The sequence below is a fragment of the Bifidobacterium sp. genome (assembly GCF_022647885.1).
In the GTDB taxonomy this organism is placed as follows: Bacteria; Actinomycetota; Actinomycetes; order Actinomycetales; family Bifidobacteriaceae; genus Bombiscardovia.
In genome coordinates this window covers 1,576,059-1,598,669 of sequence record NZ_JALCLM010000001.1, presented here as the reverse complement: position 1 = coordinate 1,598,669, position 22,611 = coordinate 1,576,059, and the positions used below count along the sequence as shown (strand labels likewise).

Below are 22,611 nucleotides of genomic sequence, written 5' to 3'. Positions count from 1 at the left end.
ATGAGATTTCATTTGGTGACAGGCAGCGGATTTCGAAGGTCTTTGCTTGCTTGATGAGAGCAGACGCACTGCAGTGCTTGCGCTCTGCCGTAACCGATGATAAAACCTCTCCCGGGTATCGATATGTCAGTGTTAGACGTGTCTTTCAGTAATGATGAGGGTATGCCTGAAAATACATCATTGCTGTATTCTCCCGTAGGAAAGACTACGCGCACAGGAAAGTATTCAATTCTTCGCAGTTGTCGCACGGAATCAGCGGTCAGTATGACGCTGATATTTGAGGAGCGCATTGCCCAATCGAATAATTCATTATTGAATAAGTCCGTTTGAGATTTTGCAGTGGTACCTTGTACGTCACACAACAACACGGTCAGTTTTGGATGATGACTCTGTAATTGATGGATTTTCATATTGTCGAGTGTGGCGGTGATATCAGAGTTCTGCTTAATAAAAGTTACATGCACCTTGTCGCTTGGATACTGCTGTAATGCTTTGGCAATCACCAAAGCCAAGGTGCTTTTGCCGCTGCGAGGAGGTCCAATGATTGCCATATTGCCGCCGTTGAACGATAAAGAACAAGTTTGCACATGAACCCCGTCATCTTGCAGTCCAATCGTGACAGAGCATGGTGCTGTAGAGCGCAGAGCAGCAGTTTTTGCTGATGCAGAAGTCTTTTTAGCCATTGAAGTGGGTCCGTCAGACTCACCGTGTTTCTCGCCGATGTTTCCGTCCTCAGGACAGAGCTGTGCCAATGTTCCGGGCTGTAACAAGGATGGTAGCGGCGGTGTGAATAAGGGAGCTGGATAGCTTTCTTGGGTGAAACGATATGCTGTTTGAATGGAGTGAAGCAGCTCTTTGGGTGTATCGGTGTGCAACACTCTGAAAGCGTGGATGCCTTCACTTGTTTGACAATAAGCATATCCAGGTTGATTGCCGTGAATTGTTGCTGCTCTGGAATCACCTAGCACATCAATGGATTGCATAGGGTCCTGCACTCGTAGACAAATGCGTAAAGCAATATTTGCTTTAATCTGAGATCCAATCTGTCCTAGAGGATTCTGTGTGCTCAAAATGATGTGCATTCCCAGAGATCTCCCCAGCGAAGCAATACGACCAAGTCGCTCTTCTGCATCGGGCAGCTGCTGGCGAAGGGCATGAAATTCGTCAACCACGATAACCATTCTTGGGGGAGGTGCATCCAGGTCAGCATAGGCTGAAACTCCTGCACGTTGGAGAAGGATTTCTCTACGTTTCAACTCCAATTCGATCCCTTTGAGTGCCCTTACTGCATGCTGCATACTCAGATCGGATACACACCCCACGGTGTGTGGCAGATCAGATAACAGATCGAATGTAGCGCCGCCTTTGAAATCGAGCAACACCAAATTCAGCGCACTCGGAGGGTGACAGATAGCCAAGGCGAGACACCAACTGCGTAATAACACAGATTTTCCGGATCCAGTGGTGCCTGCAACTAGCGCATGTGGTCCATCGTGCGGAAGGCTAAGCAGTAAAAGGCCAGTTGATGTTGTACCTAAAGGAATTGTGCAGGGCTTAATGCTTACTTTGCCAGATTGTTGTGCAGTTCGGGGCGAAGCGAATCCGCGTACCCATATGCCGACAATTTCGCGCCACTCTTGCGTATGACCACTGTTTTGCGAGAGGCCCAGTTCTTGATGAAGATTGCCATTGCGCAACTCAGCACTGTGATGCGAGGGATCGGCAGAAGACAGTGCTTCAGCATTGTTTGATAGGTATTGCTGCTCTGTGCCAGTAGGAAGTGCATCGCTCGTCAGTGAAGGTGTGGAGTGGCGTTGAGGAGGAAATAATACAGCTAGATAACCGACCAGCGCAGGCAGCACTGTAACAGCCATAATCCAGTGACCTTGCTGCGCGGTGTACGCGATAATGATCAATTGACTGAGCAATGGCATTAGTGTGTACAGGTGCCTCAGAGCTTTCCGTTCTGCTCGTGGACCTTCGTGTGGCAAACGCGTGCGAACTTGGTTTGAGCCGCTGAGCAAGGCCCGTTTTGAGGGTTGTGGATACTGCTCGTCATTGTCAGAGATGAGCTTGTTCCTCAAGGTGGTTCTCACAGGGTGGCTGCTATGTTGAGCGGATTTCATATCAGATACCGTTGCCGAAACTGCACAAGAGTAGAAGCTGTAACATCTCTTGTGGACTGATGTGCGCTGGATATTACCTTTGTGAATACTTCAAATAACAGTGCCTAAACCATACTGGGCAGTGCTGCACCGTCGTCGATCAATCCTGACCGCCAACAGTGCCTGCAGCATGCACACCGGTGGCCAACTGAGTGAATAGGGCTAGATTGCGATCAGCATCAAGTTTGACAGTGGAACCGACACCTCCGCCCGGATAGTAATCAGGGTTGGTCCAGTACGCGCTTCCAGTCACTCCTGATTCTCCTGAAGCCGATTTGAATGCAAGGGCCATTTGCAGAAGGGTCCAAGGGTTGGTGTCGTTATCAACTACGATTGCAGACAACGCCGAAGTGGCAAGTTGTTTGGTGCTCGAGAAATTGGTGAGTGTTGACGCTTTGCTTGCTTTCGAAACGATTGCCGCAATCACCTGACGTTGGCGCTTAGCGCGGCCAAAATCACCCTGAGGGTCTGAGTAACGCATTCTTGAGAAGGCCAGTGCGGTAGCTCCATCTGCAGTGTGACAACCAGCAGTCCAGTTCAATCCCGAGTATGCATCTTGCACAGTGCTGTCATAGCAGAGTTCAATTCCACCGAGTGCGTCAACGACCTTTTCAAGTCCTCCGAACTTAATCATTGCTACATGGTCGATTTTTTGTCCGGTTATGGTTTCGACTTGCTCTACTAGGGCTTTATATCCGTAGAGTTCTGCGACAGCATTGATTTTCATATTGGTGTTATGCGTATTAACAAAAGAATCGCGAGGGATAGAGATCAGTGAACTCGGGCCGCTCTTAGGCTTGGTTAATACCAAGATTGTATCTGTTCGTGAACCAGGCGCATCAGCCTGCGTACCCGTTCCAGCGGTGCCATCGCGTTCGTCAGAACCAAGAATTAGCCAAGTTGATGCTGAGGTGTTGGCGGCATCGCTGAGCATATCTTTTTTGTTGAGTTGACCATTAACCCAGCTCCACAGTCCGACGCCCAACAGTGTGAACAGAACAATCAATACGATGAGTATTCTGAGAACAATTCTCCCAGCACTACGTTTCTTCTTGCGTTTACCTTTTGTGGATGGTGACTGCGAAGGTTGGTGGGCTAATGGTTTACGCGTGGATGGGCTGGCGTTGCTCCTAGCTGTAGCTTTTCTAGGAGAGGAAGAAGATGCGGGCTGCCTGCTTCCATCATTGGCGCCTCGTGAATGCGCATTGTTTTGAGAGTTCCCAGCATTTCTTGTATTTCCAGTGTTTCGCGACGAAGCTGCTGTCCGTTGTGCTCGAGGAGATGATGGAGATGCACTCTGACGAGATGCTGCCTGAGAGCTGCTACGAGGAGAGAAACTGGGGGGCACGGAGGACGTATCATCAGCCTTTGGCCTGTGCATTGCAGGGTGTCCTGTGCCGTGTGAGGGCATGAAACTAGGGGGGTTGTCCCAAGTTTCGCTATCACTTGATTCCTGCACCATGTAACCTCCGTCTTAATGACTCTGCAGACAGAAATAACACAGAGCGATGTGTCAGTGGTGTTGGGGGTGCTATTCCTGTGCAGTAACGCCACATACAGTAGTTTGTAAGTACCTGTCAGCGATGCCGATATATTGACCTGTATTCGCATCACGAATGGTTCCTGTTTCTGGGTCAACGATTCCTCCAGTGGCGGGATCGATCAGTTCCCCAGAAGCATTGGTTATCAGACCGGTCGTCGCGTTCACACTCGAGGAGGCACTTGAAGGTGCACTCGCTGATGAGGATGATGAACTCGAAGAGGAACTGCTTGAGGAAGCAGAACTTGAGGAAGATGCGCTTGCTGTAGATGTGCTCTCGGTGGCGCCGGTCAGTGGCACTGCCTTCTGGAACTTTGCCCAGACCTCGCTTGCTGAACTCGACCACACTACACGATTGCTGTCGAATGGAGCCGCTTCAACAGGTAAGGTTTGCGCATATATGTGTGCGGTATTGATACTCGAGAGACTCATGGCTAGTCCGGCAAGTCCAGTAGTACTAGCAAGACCTTCGCTCAGCTGCAATGACGAGATAGCTGCTTTGGACAGCTGATAGAGCTGTGAAGAATTCGTTAGGAGATTCTTGGATAAAGCCTCATTGAGCAAAGCCTTCACCAGATACTGTTGCCTAGTGGTTCTCATAATGTCTGAACCGTCTGTGCCGGTACCATGACGCATTCTTGCATACTGTGTGGCTTGTGTACCGGACAGATGTTGATATCCCTTGGACAGTTTGAGATTGGTATAACTATCAGAGGTATCTTGGGCAATACACACATCTACGCCGCCTATTGCATCAATCATGCTTTTGAGTCCACTGAAATCCACCACGATGAAATTGGCGATATCCAAACCTGTTAGCGCGTTAACGGCTGTTAGAGTGCAGCTCGCTGCCGAAGCAATATCTCCGCCAGTTGCATACCCCGTGGCAAATATAGAGTTAAACATCACGTTGTGTCTGGCAGCTACAGTGCCTTTTGTGGTCTGGCAACTAGGCGCATTAACCAGCGAATCGCGGGGGATTGAGACCAGATTGATATATGAGCGGTCAGCAGAGATTTGCATCACCATTGCGGTATCCGACTGGTGATTGCTGGCGTCTGAAGTGTCACCTCCACCGATAGCAGCGTTTTCGCTACCAGATCGCGTATCTTGCCCCAAAATAAGAATGTTGAGAGTTTTGCCCGCATATTCATCAACCATTGTCGCAGATGATGATTCGCCGGATTTAGATAGTACTGGTACAGAACGGTGCTGAATCGTGCTGTCTATGTCCAGGTAGGTCGCTGCCGCAAAGGTTGCCGTGAATGTAAACAAGGCTAGTATTGCTGCCACAACAACAGTGAGTGTGTGATGCCTGGAGATATAGCCATGGCTGTGCTTAGGCTTAGAAGCGTTGCCTCCATTGACATTGGGCAGTTTCACTTTGCGGGTGGTCCGTGACGTCACTCTCGCGCCTCCTGATATAACACAGACGTGGCATTCATCTATGCAAACGATGCTTTTCAGACTCAATAAACCATTAGATTGTATGTTACGCACCATTCGGTAGTCTGAATAGACGCTGATAGACCGATAAGTTGCTCACAATAGGCACATTTGCCTTATATCACGAAAATGTGTAAATGTGAGTATTGACACAGCTGAGAATTTGACTTTCCTTAATCACACATGTGTAATTTACTAGTACAGATAGCATTTGCCTTCTGTAGTCGAGAGGGGTTCCACATGTGGCGAGTCATTGATGACGAGGCAGACGATCCCGCCGACGAATCCGCAGGTACACTATGGGGATTGTTCACACCAGATGCTGATTTGTCATGGCAGCACGAGGCGTTATGCGCGCAAACAGACCCTGAGGCTTTCTTCCCTGAAAAGGGCGGTTCAACCCGCGAAGCCAAAAAAGTTTGTGCCCGATGTGAGGTTCGGGAGCAGTGTTTGCAATGGGCAGTCGAGCATGATGAGCGTTTTGGTATTTGGGGCGGTATGAGCGAACGGGAACGTCGTCGATACAAGAAAGAGCAGTCCAGAGAGCAGATATAGGTGCTCACTGCTCCCTAATCAGACAAGCAGACATCGGTCATGCGTACACTGGAACCATGAGTTTTGTTGCATCCGCACCTTCGGACGTCCAGAGAGAGCTGACTTCAATCCTGGCGCAAGAGCCCAGCATGCACCGGCAGGAGGTTGAGGACAGCGTTGCTGCTGTTATTACTGTTGGTGCGGATTTGAGGTATTTCCGTAAAACTGTTGAAGCAGTTCTTAAGCAGCGTGTGTTGCCTGCCGTTATTGTTATTGCGGATTGCTCCGGTCAGACTACGGAGCCTCTGTATTCTGCGGTGGAGGTCATGACGCCATCATCGACGCATAAGGGTGGATTCCCTCACGTCAAGACGCTCCAAGTGCAAGTGGTGAGGGCTAAAGGCGCTACATCCTTTGGCGGTGCAATCGAAAAAGCTCTTGCTTACGCTAATTTACCTCAGCAGGTCAGAGCGCTGTGGCTTCTACATGACGATTCTCGCCCACGTGATGTCAACTGCTTGGATGTGTTAGTCGAGGCTTGGCGCAATGCCCCTGGGGCTTCACTGCTCGGTGCGAAACAAGTTGCTTGGGACGGCGATGGGCTGCACGATGTCGGCAAATACTCAGGTCGGCATCAAACCGTGAGTTTGGTAGTAGATGGGGAACCGGATCAAGAACAATACGATGCGCGTCAAGATGTTTTTGCAGTTTCTCTCGCAGGAGCTTTGTTGCCTCTGGCTACGCTAAAAAAACTCTCAGGTATAGACTCGTGGTTCACTACTTTTGGTGAATCTGCAGATTTCTGCAGAAGGGTTTGTCTCAGCGGTGGTCGTGTACTCGTCGTGCCATCGGCTGTCATAGCTCATCGCCGAGCTAGATTTGAAGGTCTCCGCGACAGAGCAGGGGAAGGAATTGACGAAGAATATCCTATAAGCAGCGCAATGTTGGTTGCAGATGCACACACTAAATATCGTTATACGGATAGCAATATGTCGCTGTGGCCGGTGATGTGGATAGCTAGTGTGTTTACTGCCTTCGGCATGTTCTTTATGTTGATGTTCCGTAAAGCCCCTTATGAAGCTTGGTGTGAATTCTGGCAGCCCTGGCGCATGTTGGCACGTTTCCCGCAAGCTATGCAGGCGAGACGTAGACTGACCAGTCACACCGTAGTCTCCTTAAAGAAACTTCACATGTTGCAGGCGAGCAGACAGCAGATTGCACGTTGGCGTGAGCGGAGTAATGCATTTGAGCGACAGGGTACTGTGCCCTTGCTCAGTCCTTTGGCAAAGGCGCACCTTAAGGTGCAATTGAGACGCAGAGCATTATGGGCTTTGGCGATGGTAGCTATTGCTGCTGGTGTAGAAATTGCTGTGCTGTGGGATGTGTTTAGAGGGGTGTTCCTAGGAGGAGCCTTGCGATCTGACGCTCTGCTTCCCACAGCATCAACGTGGGGGCAGGTTGCTCAGGCAGCTACAACTTCGTGGTCTTATGCAGTGGGCATAGGAGTTCCTGCTACTTCGGCACCTTATCTGCTGTTGTTGCTTGTTGGAGGAGTCTTTACTGCCGGAAGCATGTCTGCCGTTATCGCTGTATTGCTGTTTGCGTCAGCTCCGGTGATGGCATTATCGTTCTGGGCTTTGGCAGGAACCGTTACTCGTTCAAATCCTGTCCGTGCTGTAGCTGGTCTGTTATGGTGTGCTGTTGCGTGGGCTTTCGGTTTGTATGCTAATGGCAATATTGGCATGCTCGTGGTCATGATGTTCTTGCCTGTTAGCATTGCATTTACTCTCAGAGCAGTTGGAATGTATAGGACAGAAGATCCCAATACTCCTCACTCATCGATTCAATGTGCGGCCTTGGCAGCTTTGTGCTTTATCCCTATTGTGACTGCTGAACCACAATTAGTGCTTGCACTAGTGGTTATCTTCATGTTTTTCTTGGTTGCGGTTCGTCAGCATCGAATGATGTTGCTGTTGATCCCGCTTCCCTCAGCATTTGCTATAGCACCGACGCTGGTTAATGTAGTGCATTATTTCAATGATGGAGCTTGGCGCCAGCTATTTGGTGACATGCTAGTGCCAACATCCTCGCTCAACGGCACTCCACAGGCCACGAGCTTAGGTGAAGTGCTTACTCGTACATTACTTTCGGGACGCACATCTAGCGCTATGCTGCTAGATGAGAGCGTTATTAATCTGATTCTGTTGTCGTCTTTGGTGCTTATGGCCATTATTGCTGTGTGCGCATTAGTGTTGCCCTTTGCTCTGCGCATCACTCGAATGTTCTGGGCTATGGCGCTCTGCGGCATATTGTTATCGTTACTCTCCACTCGTGTCATGATCGCCCTCGATTCGCAAGGAGCAGTCGCTGGCTCAGCTCTGCCGGGGCTAAGCCTTATCGCACTTGGCATATTGGGATGCGTTTGTGTGATGTCTGGTGGTGCTGTTCGTCCCTTCGTATTACTCAAAGGTGCAGGTGCATCGCATACACCGCAAATTGAGTCTGGGTCGCACTTCCCAATGGTGATTATGCGCATTGGACGCGCGCTGTTGACGGTCGTTATGGCAGCTTGTGTGGTGTTCTGGGGTGCCTTCGGTATTATGCATACTCGTAGTGACGGCAGTTTAACAATACAAAACACTGGGCTGCCAATGGTTGGCATTGATTACATGCAGCAGCACAATGGTCATAGGATTCTCGCCCTCGAAGCGCAATCGGAAAACCATGTGAATTTCTCGGTTATGCGTACTGCCAAAGGTGATCTTGTCGATAACAATCCTGCAGTGTGGGCAATGCTTGCATCTGGTTATAAAGATCAAGCAACGCAAACTCTAGCAACGGCGTCGGCGCATCTGTTGTCCAATGCAGACGCAGACTCCATAACTGCACTCGAAAAGCTTGGCTTTGGAGGGATTTTCGTGGTGGCTGATAACACTGATACTGCTTCAAGTTCCGACAGAACGGCCAGCGAATCTTTAGTGTCGAATATCACAGCGAGTGACGGCACTCAAGCGGTGGTGAGCACAGTGAATGGGACATATTTCAGATTGACTTCAGACGATACTGCAGATCAGCAGATTGGTCTTAGTGGTGAGCAGCAAGCCGCAGCAAACCCATGGAGATACGCCTGGATGTGGTGCTTCGGAATCATTTCAGTGACATATTGCCTTGTCGCTTTGCCTCGTATCCAACGATTAAGGCGGAAGTAATCATGAGCGCAAAGAATGGAGGACTCATGCTCAACAAACGACGTGTAGGCAGATTCACTCTCGGCATCCTAACCATGTTGATTATTGTTGCGTTGGCAGGGATTCTGCTTATTGTTCGGCCTCCGTCAAATCTCATAGATGGGTCTACTCAAAGTGGGTCGGCGGTGCAGCAGCGTATTAGTCAAAACATCATCCAAACATATTGTCCTGCTCAGATGGCACTTGCTGATTCTGGCACTTATGGAGATTCCGAGTACCAAACTTCTGAGGGAAATATCACATCGTCGTCAAGGCAAGCAGCTTTTGGATCGATTTTTGACTCATCAGTGACAGCCATTGGTTCAGACAGTGACACGACCAGTCTCCAAGATCCTGATCCTTTAGATGAAGCCAGCGTATTGATGTCAACGGCCTCAGTTGAAAAATCTTCCCTGTTACAAAGCTCGCAATTGCTTAAAGCGTCAACTGGTGAGGGTGCTGCATCATCTGTAGCTTCCTGGGCTAGTGAGGGTGATTTACGAGGGGTCTCTGCAGCGGGTTGCGTGAGTCCAAGCCTTGACGAGTCATTCTTGTTGCCAAGTACTCAAGCTGGTAGTTCTCAACAGTTGGTAGTAGCAAATCCATCTTCGAAATCTACGACGGTCAATATTCGTGTATGGGGGAGTAAGGAAGCAGGCAGCTTAGCGTTGTCTACTGCTAGTACCATCACTGTAGGAGCTGATGATGAGAGCGTGTTCGATGTCTCAGCAGCGGCCGCAAATCAAGATGCCCTATACGTAACGGTTAGCAGCAAAGAGACTCCAATCGCATCGGTTGTACGCATAACCTCAATGGATGGATTGACTCCGCATGGCTCCGAATACGCCACCCCTGTAACCGAGGCATCGCAAAGCATCGCCTTGCCTGGGGCTAATAAGGGTGATGAGGTTTCGCTAAGTGTATTTTCTCAAACGGATACCTCAGTGAATGTGGCCTGGATGACTGAGAATGGTTTAAGTGAAACACAACGTTTTTCTGTTACGGCAAATAAGGTGCAGGTAAATAATTTGGGTAAGGCTCCGGACGATGCACTTGGTATATCCGTTACATCAGATGAATCTGTCCAAGCGAGTGCCATGAGCACGGTTACCGGTAATGCAGATCAGCAAGACTTTGGTCTCGTGGCATCTTCGCAAGCTGTAAAAGCTAGCGCTATAACGATTCCTGACCATGTGCAGGCTTCTGCGGTGCTGGCTAATACTTCCAATAACGAAGCATCAGTGACCCTTAGCGCATTTGATACTTCTGGTAAGGCCCTTGCTGTGAAGCAGCTTAAGCTTGGGGGCAATGCTGCAGCGAGTGTGGATGCATCTTCCTTTGGTAATGGAACAGCCGCAATAACCCTTGACGATCCTCAACATTCGACAGTATGGACCGCCCGCGTAACGCAGTCTGATGTTGACAAAGCTAAGGTGGCTGGACTTGGCTTTATCTCACAAACAGCATTGATGCCGCGAACATCATTAATTAATGCAAACCAAACGCCAGGAATTGTGCAATAACCTTCAAAACAATAACCTTCAAAACACTAGTCGTCAGATTCCCCATAACGGGTCAATATCCTCTGGATTGCGTCCATATAGTTGGGCTAAACGCATGACAATTTCGTCGCGGATAAGCAGTTGCAGCTCCATCCGATCTTTGGTTTGCATTTGTATGGGCATTCGATACAGCACAATTCGTGCAGGTATGCCATGATTTGAGGCAAAGCTTTGTGACAGCGTGCGGTCATCATCATCCCACGGTGTAGGCGTAGAAGGCGGTACATCCTCAACAGCGAATTCTATAGGCTTCATCAATTCTGGCCACGCTTGATTTAGACGTTTCAATTGACCGGCGACCAGATCATCGAACATTCCTGCTGAGGTGCGGTAATGAGGTAAACGAGTGCCGAACATCGGTCGACGCATTCCTCGACCGTGTCGGTTTCGATTGGTGCTAAAAAGCCAAGGTGCTCGATACGTCATATCCCCACCATAGAGCTTCGAGTCAACGACTGGCAATTCCTGTGCATAGCTGTGATGTACTACGATGGCTGATGTTGTTGTCCGACCGCGAGGAGTGTGCATCATGACTGATCAAGCTACCGTCACCATTGCGCAGACATGGCAAGAAGTGAATCTTGAATCCGTGTGTGAGCGAGCCCAAGTCATAGCTTTTGATTTAGACACCACACTGGCTCGCTCAAAAATGCGTATGACTGAAGAGATGGGTCGGCGTCTTGCCACACTTACCCAACTGAGTAGAGTGGCAATAGTTTCAGGTGGTCGCTTCGAACAATTTCGCGCCCAAGTTCTTGATGTTCTCGACGGTCTGGATATTCCAACCGACAGAACTCAGCTGCATCTTATGCCCACAAGTGGCACCCGTTATTTCCGTTGGAACGGTGAGGATTGGTTATGTGTGTACGCTCATGATCTCAGCGATCAAGACCGCGCTGCTGCCATAAATTCTTTGGAACGGCATGCTAAGGAACTCGGGATATGGGAGGAACATACTTGGGGTCATCGCATCGAAGATCGAGGAAGTCAAATCACCTTCTCAGCTATGGGTCAACAAGCTCCCGTTGAGATTAAAGAGTCCTGGGATCCAAGCAACGAGAAAAAGAATGCTCTAGCCTCGGCCGTCGCAAAGGATTTGCCTCATTTGCAAGTTCGTTCCGGAGGTTCTACCAGCGTGGATATTTCTGAACAAGGTATAGATAAAGCCTACGCAGTACGAGAGCTCGCATCGCTGCTTGATGTTGCTGTTAACGATATTGTATTTATCGGTGACCGAATGGACCCAGAAGGTAATGATTACCCTGCAGCGCTCGCAGGAACTATGCCAATTCGAGTGCATAATCCTGATGAGACTATTGCTGTTTCAGACCGTATCATTGCTTTGCTTTCTAAAGAAGACTCTCCAAAAGATGAGCAGTAGCGTATAGGCCGGTGCTTGGATGCACATATATGCCCACATACTGTCTGTAAGGTTATGTTGACGCACATCGTAGTAGAGGCAGGTCGATTGTATGTGCAACACCTATACGCTTTGCGTGTATGAGTATGAGCACTATATCGAAGCGAATAATTCGTGAGAGCAGCCATGCCCTCAATCTCATAAAGTTGCTGTGTCGTTCTTGTGGACTGACGATTATTCCGCGGGGTTGTGCAGGTTGTGATATTCCCGATATTGCCCTTTGCCCTTCGTGTATTCGGGATTTCTCCTGTGTACTCGTGAGAAAGTTGCCTTGCGTAACGATGCACTGTTGTTTTGCGGCGAGTGCGTATCGAAAGTCAGTGCGGTTGGCAATTCTTGCGTGGAAAGACCACGGTGATGAGGAACTCACAGACTGTTTTGGAGACATCATTAGACAGTTGACTCAACGCACTGTAATACCTTGGTTGAAACAACATCCGCGTATATCAAGTCAAGTAATTTGTGTGGTGCCGGTACCTTCATCACCTGCTTCTTTACACAAGCGCGGACGCCTGCATACCAAAGATCTTGCTAACTCCGTTGTACAGCAGCTCAGAAGTTCTGGTTTCGATGCGGTGACGGCAAACTGTTTGCGCATTAAGCACGGTGCTGTGAAATCTGTTCAAACTGCTGGTATTCGAGGAAGATTACAGCGAAGCGAGGGATTAGTGTACCTTCGACGGCCGCAGCGCCTATTTCAGCGTTATGTAATTCTAGTGGATGATATTGTCACTAGTGCCTCTACCGTGCGCCAATGCGCGCAGGTGGTGGCTCAGTCTCAGGCCTATCCGTTGACCGCTCTATTACTAGCAAGTGCAGTCAAAGGATAATCAAGCCTTTTGTGCACGTTTCAGCCGATGATTATTAGTGAGCATAAGCCACGGCCATCTCATCCCATCGAGTGGTGCACCGGTGTGACAGCATATTACGATTCATCGCCCATGTAGCACCGGTATCAGCATCATTTCGCCCTTTTCCTCTGAAACCTCCATATCCGATTCCTACGCGTCGAGAACCGAAACGCTTTGAAATTTCCTCAATGGTGGCACCAAGTTCATGAGTATCTCTAGCTGCTTCAAAGCCATCGAAGGTCTGATAATGTGCTGCCTCAGATAATCCCATCAGTAATACGCCTGCTCGAATGTATGGCGCGTGTGGATCCACATAGGGGCGCAACGCGTCACAGGCTGCCTTGGCTATGGTAATAGGGTTGTCGCTTGGATCGTCGAGCACGGTTACGCCAGAGATACGCGCATAGTTTTGCTGATAGGGACTGGTGGAACTGAACGTGGCAACGCGTGAGCATAAACTCTGTTGTCGACGTAGTCGATGGCACGCCTGCTGGGCATATACGCTGAGAGCTTGGGCCAAGGTGCTAAATCCGGTAACAGGAGATGAAAACATTCTCGAACACAGTATTTGAGTTTTCCGCGCACCGCCATTGGCATCTGATTCATCTTCGATGCAAGGTATGCCGCGTAATTCAAGGACTGTACGCTCTAAGGTCACTGAGAATCGATGACGGATCATCACGGGATCACTATCTCGCAGTTGCAATGCGTTAGTGATCCCCATGCCCATCAGTTTGCGTGTCAACCGTCTTCCGACACCCCAGATGTCATCTATACCGACGCTTGCCAGTACTTCATCACCGTGGTGTTGATCAATATGATTCCACAGGGTGATTCCTTTGGTGTCACTGTGCTGTTTAGCCCAATGATTAGAAATTTTTGCCAAGGTTTTACTGGGCGCGATTCCGATACTCACTGGTATGCCAACACCGTTGAGTACGGCACTGCGCATGTCAGCGCAGATGCGCATGAGAGCATCATCGTTTGCTGAACTTTTCATAAAACATTCATCGATGGAATATACTTCTTGCCCAGGTAGAAATCCGCTCATCACATGCATCATTCGGTGGGACAAGCTGGCATATAACTCATAATTCGAGCTGCGAGCAATGACGTGGTCATGAGTGGCTTGTTCTCTAATTTTGAACCACGGTGTGCCGTTGACAATGCCAAGTCGCTTGGCTTCTGCGCTGCGTGCGACCACGCAACCATCGTTATTTGAGAGCACAACTACAGGATGACCTGCAAGAGAGGGGTCGAATACGGTTTCACATGATGCAAAGAAGCTATTGGCATCAGCAAGTATGATACGAGGTGCTTTGGTGCTGCCGATATATGCATGAGTAGATTCATCCATGATTTACTTCCAACCAGCTGACAGGTAGGCGCTACTCGTTGATGTGGGTGTTGTTGCAGACGTTGCGACGTTATTAGGACTATGAGCGGGGTCCGCCTCCATATTCGCTGATGTGCGTGAGGTTTGTTGTTGGTTGATGTGGTGGTGAACGAGAGTTATGCGTTTCTGACTGTGAAAATTACCGGTGACTACGCCCCAAATTTCTAGACTTTGGTTGTCTTTCGGAGCGAAATCAGGGTATCTAGGGTTTTCTGGATGCAAAATTGGTGTGTGTCCATGTAGCAGTAGTCGTTTAACGGTCAATTCGTTATCCAGAATGGCTACAACAACATCACCTTCTTCAGGGCTCAATGAGCGATCAACGACTAGTAGATCCCCATCGAAAATGCCAGCCCCCTCCATAGAATCCCCAGCCACTGTGAGAATGAAGGTGGTATCGGGGTGAAGAATAACATTTTCATCAAAACTGAAATCACCAGCGAAATAGTCCTGCGCGACAGAGGGAAATCCGGCGCGTACTGATTCAAGAGCTGCTGGCACAGGGCGTGCTTGATTAAGAGGTCTGAAAAGTTGTGCGTTGGGCAGGGAACATCCTGTTGTTGACGAGATTGATGTCTGCAGAGGCAATAGCGGTTTATCGCTCGCTGACATTGCTGATGGCGGTTGGTGCTGGCCTGTTGAGCGAGCATCTTCAGTAGTACGTTGAGACATATTCCCTCCCAGTAGCTACCTCTATGAGAGAGGCGCAACAGCACAATATTCGAACGTATGTTCGAATATAGCATGTGAGATTGAGAATGCAGCATCCGTGAGACCGAAATTTATTGCATAACTGTGCATATGAGCATACGAGGATCCTATTTTCGGCCTCTTAGCGTGCGTCTATGCACAGTTATGCTGCCGTCAGGTGAATATGACAGGTGAATATGACAGGTGAAAAAATTACGAACGTTGTACGAGGGAACCGTGGTATTGCGCCACATGATATTTTGGCAGAGTAACCTCAAAATCGGCCCCACGTGGGTCATCTATAACCACAATGGTGCCGCCATGAAGTTGCGCAGCCCAACGAGCGATTGATAGTCCTAAACCAGTTCCGCCCGATTCAGTTCCTGGGCCTGCTTTACCTTTAACGAAACGACGGAAAATATCTGAACGAGCCTCTTGAGGAATTTGTGAACCGTAATTCACTACGTTGGTCACAATGGTGCTCTGCTCTGTATCTTCATGTGCTTCAATCAGCACAGTGGTACCGTCCGCGGAATGTTTGAGTGCGTTGGCAATAATATTAGTGAAGAGCTGACGCAAGCGATCTTGGTCACCTTCCATAACGATGCCGTCAGGTATATCCATACGAATGTCATGTGCATGACCAGAATCGGCAATTTCCAACGGTTCCACAACTTCATCGATGAAGTCTGCGAAGTCGAAAGCATCAATTTCTAGACTGGCTGCTCCGGCTTCCATTCGAGAAAGGTCCAAGAGGAAAGCAATCAAGTCAGAAAGCCGGTGAGTTTGATCGAGAATGCTGTCGAGATTCGCAGGGGTTGGTTCAATCACGCCATCGGCCATGTTTTCGACCATGGCTTGTAAGGCAGAAACTGGTGTACGCAATTCATGGCTCACATTGGCCACCATGTCCAGGCGCATCTGATCGGCATGTTGCAGTTCCTCAGCCATTTCGTTAAATGACCTGGCTAATTGGCCCACCTCATCGTGGCTGAGGGTTGCCGATTGTACGCGCACGCTGTAATCGCCTGCAGACATTGATGTGGCTGCATCGCGCATTTGACGCAGTGGCGAGGTCAATCCTCGTGAAAACACATAGGTGATTCCGAGAGCAACAATGAGCGTGAGGGGCATAGAAATCCAGCCGCTCCAACCGACTTTGAGCAAAAACCACGCCATTACAAAAGCAATAGCCGTGGAAATCGTGATAAGCATACTCAACTCACCTTTTAGTGAAGAGAGAAAGCCAATCGGTCGTTCTGGATCAACGTGTGGTGCTGAACTTCGTTTCGGAGTTTTCTGCATGATGTTCTATGAAACTCGATCTCTGCTATATGCGACAGTCGTGCGCGAATTCGGGCTTTCAGGCTGTGGGGTTAGTCTCCGGTGGCTCGAAGGCATAGCCGACACCATGTACCGTTCGAATCATTTCTGATCCGAGCTTATGACGTAGTGCCTTAACGTGGGAATCCACAGTGCGTGTACCGGAGGCATCTACCCAATCCCATACTTCTTCAAGAAGCTTCTCGCGAGTGAGTACGGACTTTGGTTTGCGTGCAAGTGTTGCTAGCAGATCAAATTCGGTAGGTGTCAAATGAATCTGTTGTCCGTCCATAGTGACGATGCGCTGAGCAGGATCAATAATGAGCGAGCCGAAATCGAGTAACTTTTCATTCTCGGAATTCTTTGCGATGACCTTAGCCCGCTCAACTCTGCGGAGCAGAGCCTTGCAACGCGCGATGAGCTCACGCATAGAAAATGGCTTAGTCATATAGTCGTCAGCTCCGGCGCCCAGTCCTATGACTTTATCTGCTTCATCATCCCTAGCCGTGAGGATAAGAACCGGCACAGGACGTTCGGCAACGATACGCTTGGTCGCTTCAAGACCGTCCATTACCGGAAGCATAATATCCATAATCACCAGTTGTGGACGGAGTTGTGCGGCAGCTTGAACTGCGCTGGCTCCATCAGAGGCAACTCTCGCCGTCCATCCTTCCGCTGTTAAGCGCTGTGCGATAGCTGTGGCCAGTGTAGGTTCATCCTCAACGACCAGAATCGTGTGCGGTTTTGCGGGAGACATTGAATTATTGATCATACTCACGTTTACCTTACTTTGTGGATGCGCGCGAGACGCATCGTGTCAGTCCTCAGGTACTAAGAATAGTGCTCCTAGTGCCGGAATCGTGAGTTTCACCGACCATTCACGAGAATGGTACGCTTCTTCGTCCGCGATGAAGGTGCCATTGTGGATGTTTGAACCCCCATATTTCGAGTCATCAGTAGTGAGAATCTCTTTCCAAATACCGCCTTGTGGCAAGGGCACTTGATAATCCTGCCAAGCGTTTCCTGAGAAGTTCACCACCACCACAACTTGTTCACCGTTCTTGCCGATACGGACAAAGCTCAGCACATTGTGATCTGAATCGTCGCTGGTTAACCATTGGAAGCCTGCTGGATCGAAATCCTGGTCCCAGAGAGCAGGTGTGTGCTTGTATACATTGTTGAGATCTGCAACCAAGCGTTGAACTCCGCGATGATCTTCCCAATTCAGCGAATCCCAATCGATACTGTGATTGTTATTCCATTCGTTGAATTGTGCCAGTTCATTGCCCATGAAGGTGAGCTTCTTGCCTGGGTGTGCCCACTGATAGGCGAATAATGCTCGTACGCCAGCGAATCGTTGCCAGTCATCACCTGGCATACGTTCCATAAGCGACCCTTTGCCGTGCACTACTTCATCATGAGAAATGGGTAGTACATAGTGTTCGGAATACGCATAAACCATCGAGAAGGTAATTTCATCGTGATGGTATTTACGATTAATCGGAGCTTCCTTCATGTATTCCAGAGTGTCGTGCATCCAGCCCATATTCCACTTAAGACCGAAACCCAAACCCCCAGCATCAGTAGGAGCGGTGACACCCTGCCAAGAGGTTGATTCTTCAGCAATCATCATGATTCCTGGATTTTCGCGGTATGCGGTTGCTGTCGCTTCTTGAAGGAAAGAGATGGCTTCAAGATTTTCTCGACCGCCGTAAATGTTTGGATGCCATTGACCATCCTGACGGCTGTAATCAAGATAGAGCATTGAAGACACGGCATCCACTCGTAATGCGTCAATGTGGAATTCAGATAGCCAGAACAGCGCATTGGCAACTAAGAAATTGCGCACTTCATTACGTCCAAAGTTAAATACATAAGTGCCCCAATCGGGGTGTTCTCCACGTTGTGGGTCAGGATCTTCATACAGTGGTGTGCCGTCAAAACGACCGAGTGCAAAATCGTCTTTGGGGAAGTGAGCCGGAACCCAATCCATCACCACACCAATACCAGCCTGATGCAAAGTGTCGATTAGATATTTCAGATCGTCATAGGAACCATGGCGTGAGTCAGGTGCGTAATATCCTGTGACCTGATAGCCCCATGAACCAGTAAAAGGATGCTGTGACAGCGGCATAAATTCCACATGAGTGAATCCTAATTCTTGTACATAGTCGACAAGCTGATCGGCTAGTTCGTGGTAACTTAGGCCTTCTTTCCAACTACCAGCGTGCAACTCGTAGATGCTAATTGGTCCTGAATGTGGATCGGTTTGTGCGCGTTGATTCATCCATGAGTCGTCTTTCCAAACGTGATGAGAATCAACAACCTGGGAAGCGGTGGCAGGGGGAATTTGATGACCGCGTTCCATTGGATCGGCTTTCATCTTCCATTCACCGTTGGAGTTGAGAATTTCGTATTTGTATAACGCGCCAGATTGCAAACCAGGGATAAACAACTCCCAAATTCCAGATGAGCCAATCTCACGCATTGCGTAGCGACGACCATCCCAAGAGTTGAAATCACCGGTTACTCGAACTGCATGGGCATTCGGAGCCCATACTGCGAATGCAACTCCGTCAACAGTCTTTCCTGCTGTGCCATCGGCTGAGCCCATTGGATCATCAAAGTGCATCACATGGGCTCCGAGAACCTCCCATAGTCGCTCGTGACGTCCCTCTCCAAAAAGGTAGATGTCTACGTCGCCAACTGTGGGCAAGTATCGATATGGATCATCTTCGACTAGTGTTTCGCCGCCTTCGTATGTGGTGCGAATACGATAATCGGGCACTGACCATTGTGCTCCATTACGTTGTGCGGGTACGACCGCGGTGAAGATGCCATTGAATTCATGTTGGGCTGCAAATTCGCCAGATGGAGTGATTATGGTGACATCTTGTGCTAGTGGACGCAGCGTTCGCACGGTCACATATCCGGCATCTTCCCCTTCGTTGAGGTGGCCGCCAAGAATGGCATGCGGGTTATAGAATTTTGCGTTGCTGACCGAATCGAGGACGCCATAGTCCACGTGCGACGGCGTTGTGCGGTGGTCATCTGTTGTAAGAGTGTCCATATATGAAGTGTATATGCTCACAGCACATCACGGTTGGCGTGTCCCTTGAAGGGCACGTGGGGCGCAACGAGGTCAGAGACTTTAATTGGGTGTATATAGGACAAGTCTCGGCCATATGGCAAGATTATTCGAGTTTTGCATTTATCATGGAGGGTTCATGGCATATAACGTCGGCGATATGGTCGTCTATCCGCGTCACGGCGCAGCAAAGGTTGAGGCCATCACCGAACGCACAGTCAAAGGTATAACGCGCGAGTACATTCAGCTTTCAGTGTTGTCCTCAGACGGTCTGGTGATTAACGTCCCTGTCGATAACGCGAAGAAGGTCGGTGTCCGAGATATCGTCGGAGCCAGGGAAGTCGCGAAAGTCTTTGAAATTTTGCGCACACCAATTATCGAAAAAGAGATGAATTGGTCTCGCCGATACAAGTTGAATGTGGAGAAAATTGCCACAGGCGATGTCAATAAGATTGCCGAGGTAGTCCGCGATCTTGCACAGCGCGATGTAGATGAGCATGGATTGTCAGCAGGAGAGAAGCGCATGTTGACAAAGGCGCGGAGCATCCTTACATCCGAGATTGCTCTTTCTGAAGGGCTTGGCGAGCAAGAAGCTCAACATCTACTTGATGTCAATCTTGGCTATGCGGATCCGCTGCCAGGAGATGAGAAACATCATACGAAGAATCCTAAGGAACCTGCTACAGAGACGCTTGCGCGTTTAGACGCAGAAAGCAAGAAGGCAAAGAAGTAAACGCCATATTGCGCAAAAGGGCTGGATATAACATCCAGCCCTTTTGTATAAGTGGAACGTTATCAAGCAACACAGCCACCGAACAATGGAGATGAGTTATGGGAGAGTACGGCGGTTCTGGAATTAGTGCTTTGCGCGTTGGTATGGGCTTTGACGCTCACCAATTTTCAACTTCTGATAGTGGTCGTGAGCTATGGCTTGCGTGTATGCGTTGGGAGGATGCAGAGGAGTGTGGCCTCTCTGGGCTCGAAGGCGACTCAGATGGAGATGTAGCCGCACACGCATTGATTGATGCGTTGCTCTCCGCATCCGACCAAGGCGATATTGGTTCATTCTTCGGGGTTGGAGCAGATTCGAAGGGCTCGGGTATGCATGGGCGTGACATGATTCGAGAGATTTCGGTGATGCTTTCAGGACTTGGTTGGTCGGTCAACGGTGCAAGTGTTGTTATTGTGGCTCAACAACCCAAAATTGCTGTTCATCGGCAAGACGCTACCTTAGCCATGAGTCAGGCGCTTGGTGCCTCTGTTACTCTAACCGCATCAACTACCGACGGTATGGGCTTCACAGGTCAAGGCGAGGGGATAGCTGCTATGGCAACGGCAACGCTGATTCGCGAAACTGCTCTCTAAACGCGGATTGTTACGCCATAATCACCGTATTTGTAGAAAAAATCGCTCGAAAAGATGCATGAATTTCGTTTGTGTAGGGATTTAAATAAACATTTCATTTGCCCAAAAATCAAGAACGGCGGATTTTCAAGCTTCCAGATTAGTCGTAGAGCTGGGTCTATCGAAAAATCCCTACACAATCGACGATGCACCAGTAGGGCGGCTTGATTATGCAGGGATTTAGCTACTAGATGGTCATAATAACGCTTGTGTGCAGCGTTGTTATGACTTGCGGGAAGCAATGAATTTGATAATTGCCCAAAAGGCGGTCGAAATCGACACAATCATGAAGCTCGGTGGGGTTGGGAACATGGCTGAGAGAACCAGACCGCCCCAAATTGAAATTAGACAGATAGCACCGGCAAGTAGCATTGCGCGAAAAGGTGACGCTACAAGAATATTGGCGGTTGCAGCGGGGGTAATAACCAAAGCAAAGATGAGTAGAGTGCCTACCGCTGGGACCGCGATAGTGATGACTCCTGCCATCATGGCCATAAAGATGACATTCATTACACCGATATTGATGCCCTTAGCTTGAGCTACCTGCTCGTCAAGCGAACTAAATAACAAGGGACGATAGACAACAGTAACAACGAGTAACAACACTACGTCAAATATTACAAAACCAATGATTTGGTCACTAGTAATTGTCAGGATTGAACCAAAGAGAATCGACTGCATTTGCTGTGATGCAGATGTGGACAGTCGTGCAAAGAACAAGCCCAAACCTGTAGCAAACGCGAGTACTGTACCAGTGGCGATTTCTCGTTGAGTGGCTCGTTTACCCAAAGCTCCAATAACTAAAGCGCCTCCGAGCGCAAAAACACCCAGACCGACCGAAACAGGCAGACTGAGCAATACAGCCCCCGTTGCCCCAGGTAGTCCGATATGGGCTAGGGCATGGGCTGCAAAAGTAGAGTTTCTGGCTATCGTGAAGTATCCCATCACGCCAGCAGCTACTGCTATACACAATCCAGCCAGTGCAGCATTCACCATGAAGGGTGCTTGAAGCGTTGACATCCAAGCGGGGTCAAATGAAAAATCTACGGAACTCATGCTTGCTCTCCTCCTTCTAGATGAGGTGCATTGCCATTGTTATCGGATAGTTCAGATTGAGCAGGGTGCTGATGGAAGTGAGCTACATCAGTGGCAATGTGCGTATCAGGGATGACGTTATCTGGTTCGTCTGCACTTGGGGTCACGAACATATCACCTTGCGGTGTGGTCACCACTTGAACGGTGGTGCCATACAAGTGTGTGAGTAGTTGTGCATCAAGGACCGTATTCATTTGTGCATAGTGAGGGTGCCCATCAAGCAGATAAACAGCGCCCGTGAGAATAGGCAATAGCATGTTGAGATCATGTGCGACCACTTGTATGGTCATGCCTAGCTCGTGATTAAGCCTTGCCAATACGTGCACAGTAGCTCTCTGACTTGCCAAATCTAGATTAGCGAGGGGTTCATCAAGCATCAGTAGTTCAGGATCAGCGACCAACGCTTGTGCAATAGCAACTCGTTGTCGCAGACCTCCTGAAAGTTCTGACAGACGCATATGCGCCTTATCTGCAATTTCAGTAAACGCCATAGCCTCATATGCTTTCTGACGTTCTTTGGCTGTGGTGATGTGTAGTCCGAACCGTGTCCCAGTGAGACCGAGTAGCACGGATTGTTCTGCAGTGAGATTGGAATCGATATCTGAAGTGTAACTTTGCGGTACATAGCCTATGCGTTCATTGGCTCGTCCAGCTGCTTTGCCAAGAACGGTCACTGTGCCAGTTTTCAAAGCAAGCAGTCCGAGCTCAGCATTCATCATGGTGGTTTTCCCGGTACCGTTGGTACCTACTATTGCTGTGACTGTACCGCTTGGAATACTAAAATTCCCATGCGACCATATAACACGGCCGCCCCGTTCGATTGAGGCATCTGTAAATATGATGCACTCGCGCACTGCTTCTTCTTGCATG

At 49.2% G+C, this 22,611-nt stretch carries 18 protein-coding genes; 7 read left to right on the top strand and 11 right to left on the bottom strand.

Annotated features, from left to right (window positions below):
* Positions 1 to 8: 8 nt before the first annotated feature.
* From LKI20_RS06820 to LKI20_RS06810, 3 genes are all read right to left on the bottom strand, one after another.
* Positions 9 to 2,096: an FtsK/SpoIIIE domain-containing protein gene (locus tag LKI20_RS06820; RefSeq protein ID WP_291771968.1), complete on the bottom strand. Its 2,088-nt coding sequence runs from the start codon at positions 2,094 to 2,096 to the stop codon at positions 9 to 11.
* A gap of 169 nt (positions 2,097 to 2,265) precedes the next feature.
* Positions 2,266 to 3,627: an LCP family protein gene (locus tag LKI20_RS06815; protein ID WP_291771965.1), complete on the bottom strand. Its 1,362-nt coding sequence runs from the start codon at positions 3,625 to 3,627 to the stop codon at positions 2,266 to 2,268.
* Positions 3,628 to 3,696: 69 nt separating this feature from the next.
* Positions 3,697 to 5,112 (bottom strand): LCP family protein, encoded by a 1,416-nt coding sequence (locus tag LKI20_RS06810; protein ID WP_291771962.1) that lies wholly within the window; start codon positions 5,110 to 5,112, stop codon positions 3,697 to 3,699.
* Positions 5,113 to 5,391: 279 nt separating this feature from the next.
* Here LKI20_RS06810 and LKI20_RS06805 point away from each other — a divergent pair, with 279 nt between their 5' ends.
* From LKI20_RS06805 to LKI20_RS06795, 3 genes are read left to right on the top strand one after another with little or no spacing between them, the layout of a single operon-like run.
* Positions 5,392 to 5,706, top strand: a complete 315-nt coding sequence (locus tag LKI20_RS06805; RefSeq protein WP_291771959.1) for a WhiB family transcriptional regulator — start codon at positions 5,392 to 5,394, stop codon at positions 5,704 to 5,706.
* A 56-nt stretch (positions 5,707 to 5,762) separates the two neighbouring features.
* Positions 5,763 to 8,894, top strand: a complete 3,132-nt coding sequence (locus tag LKI20_RS06800; protein ID WP_291771957.1) for a glycosyltransferase family 2 protein — start codon at positions 5,763 to 5,765, stop codon at positions 8,892 to 8,894.
* 2 nt (positions 8,895 to 8,896) lie between these two features.
* Positions 8,897 to 10,435 (top strand): DUF5719 family protein, encoded by a 1,539-nt coding sequence (locus LKI20_RS06795; RefSeq protein WP_291771954.1) that lies wholly within the window; start codon positions 8,897 to 8,899, stop codon positions 10,433 to 10,435.
* A gap of 33 nt (positions 10,436 to 10,468) precedes the next feature.
* On the opposite strand, the gene LKI20_RS06790 is transcribed toward LKI20_RS06795, so the two are convergent.
* Positions 10,469 to 10,900 (bottom strand): metallopeptidase family protein, encoded by a 432-nt coding sequence (locus LKI20_RS06790; RefSeq protein ID WP_291773425.1) that lies wholly within the window; start codon positions 10,898 to 10,900, stop codon positions 10,469 to 10,471.
* 103 nt (positions 10,901 to 11,003) lie between these two features.
* Here LKI20_RS06790 and LKI20_RS06785 point away from each other — a divergent pair, with 103 nt between their 5' ends.
* Together LKI20_RS06785 and LKI20_RS06780 are read left to right on the top strand one after the other, a co-directional pair.
* Positions 11,004 to 11,855, top strand: a complete 852-nt coding sequence (locus LKI20_RS06785; RefSeq protein WP_291771950.1) for an HAD-IIB family hydrolase — start codon at positions 11,004 to 11,006, stop codon at positions 11,853 to 11,855.
* 359 nt (positions 11,856 to 12,214) lie between these two features.
* Positions 12,215 to 12,724 carry a ComF family protein gene (locus tag LKI20_RS06780; protein ID WP_291771947.1) on the top strand — a complete coding sequence of 170 codons (510 nt, stop codon included), beginning with the start codon at positions 12,215 to 12,217 and terminating at the stop codon, positions 12,722 to 12,724.
* Between the two features lie 34 nt (positions 12,725 to 12,758).
* Here the strand turns inward: LKI20_RS06780 and LKI20_RS06775 are convergent, their stop codons facing one another.
* The 5 genes from LKI20_RS06775 to glgB all read right to left on the bottom strand — a co-directional run bounded on the left by LKI20_RS06775 (position 12,759) and on the right by glgB (position 19,224).
* Entirely contained in the window at positions 12,759 to 14,102 is a 1,344-nt protein-coding gene (locus LKI20_RS06775) for a Y-family DNA polymerase (RefSeq protein ID WP_291771944.1), read from the bottom strand.
* Positions 14,103 to 14,105: 3 nt separating this feature from the next.
* A complete protein-coding gene (locus tag LKI20_RS06770; protein ID WP_291771942.1) occupies positions 14,106 to 14,813 on the bottom strand; it encodes a LexA family protein in 708 nt (235 codons plus the stop codon).
* Positions 14,814 to 15,044: 231 nt separating this feature from the next.
* Positions 15,045 to 16,136, bottom strand: coding sequence for a sensor histidine kinase (locus LKI20_RS06765; RefSeq protein WP_291771940.1), 1,092 nt, complete (start codon positions 16,134 to 16,136; stop codon positions 15,045 to 15,047).
* Between the two features lie 58 nt (positions 16,137 to 16,194).
* Positions 16,195 to 16,926 (bottom strand): response regulator transcription factor, encoded by a 732-nt coding sequence (locus LKI20_RS06760; RefSeq protein ID WP_291771938.1) that lies wholly within the window; start codon positions 16,924 to 16,926, stop codon positions 16,195 to 16,197.
* 45 nt (positions 16,927 to 16,971) lie between these two features.
* Positions 16,972 to 19,224, bottom strand: a complete 2,253-nt coding sequence (gene glgB / locus LKI20_RS06755; RefSeq protein ID WP_291771936.1) for a 1,4-alpha-glucan branching protein GlgB — start codon at positions 19,222 to 19,224, stop codon at positions 16,972 to 16,974.
* Between the two features lie 157 nt (positions 19,225 to 19,381).
* Between glgB and LKI20_RS06750 the strand changes: the two genes are divergently transcribed.
* Together LKI20_RS06750 and ispF are read left to right on the top strand one after the other, a co-directional pair.
* Positions 19,382 to 19,975, top strand: a complete 594-nt coding sequence (locus LKI20_RS06750; protein WP_291771933.1) for a CarD family transcriptional regulator — start codon at positions 19,382 to 19,384, stop codon at positions 19,973 to 19,975.
* 98 nt (positions 19,976 to 20,073) lie between these two features.
* Positions 20,074 to 20,607 carry a 2-C-methyl-D-erythritol 2,4-cyclodiphosphate synthase gene (ispF, locus tag LKI20_RS06745; RefSeq protein WP_291771930.1) on the top strand — a complete coding sequence of 178 codons (534 nt, stop codon included), beginning with the start codon at positions 20,074 to 20,076 and terminating at the stop codon, positions 20,605 to 20,607.
* 261 nt (positions 20,608 to 20,868) lie between these two features.
* Here the strand turns inward: ispF and LKI20_RS06740 are convergent, their stop codons facing one another.
* Both LKI20_RS06740 and LKI20_RS06735 read right to left on the bottom strand, forming a co-directional pair.
* The gene (locus tag LKI20_RS06740; RefSeq protein ID WP_291771927.1) at positions 20,869 to 21,702 is read right to left on the bottom strand and encodes a metal ABC transporter permease; all 834 of its coding nucleotides are present in this window, start codon (positions 21,700 to 21,702) and stop codon (positions 20,869 to 20,871) included.
* Positions 21,699 to 22,610, bottom strand: coding sequence for an ABC transporter ATP-binding protein (locus LKI20_RS06735; RefSeq protein WP_291771924.1), 912 nt, complete (start codon positions 22,608 to 22,610; stop codon positions 21,699 to 21,701). Before LKI20_RS06735 ends, LKI20_RS06740 begins: the two co-directional genes overlap by 4 nt.
* Position 22,611 lies beyond the last annotated feature (1 nt).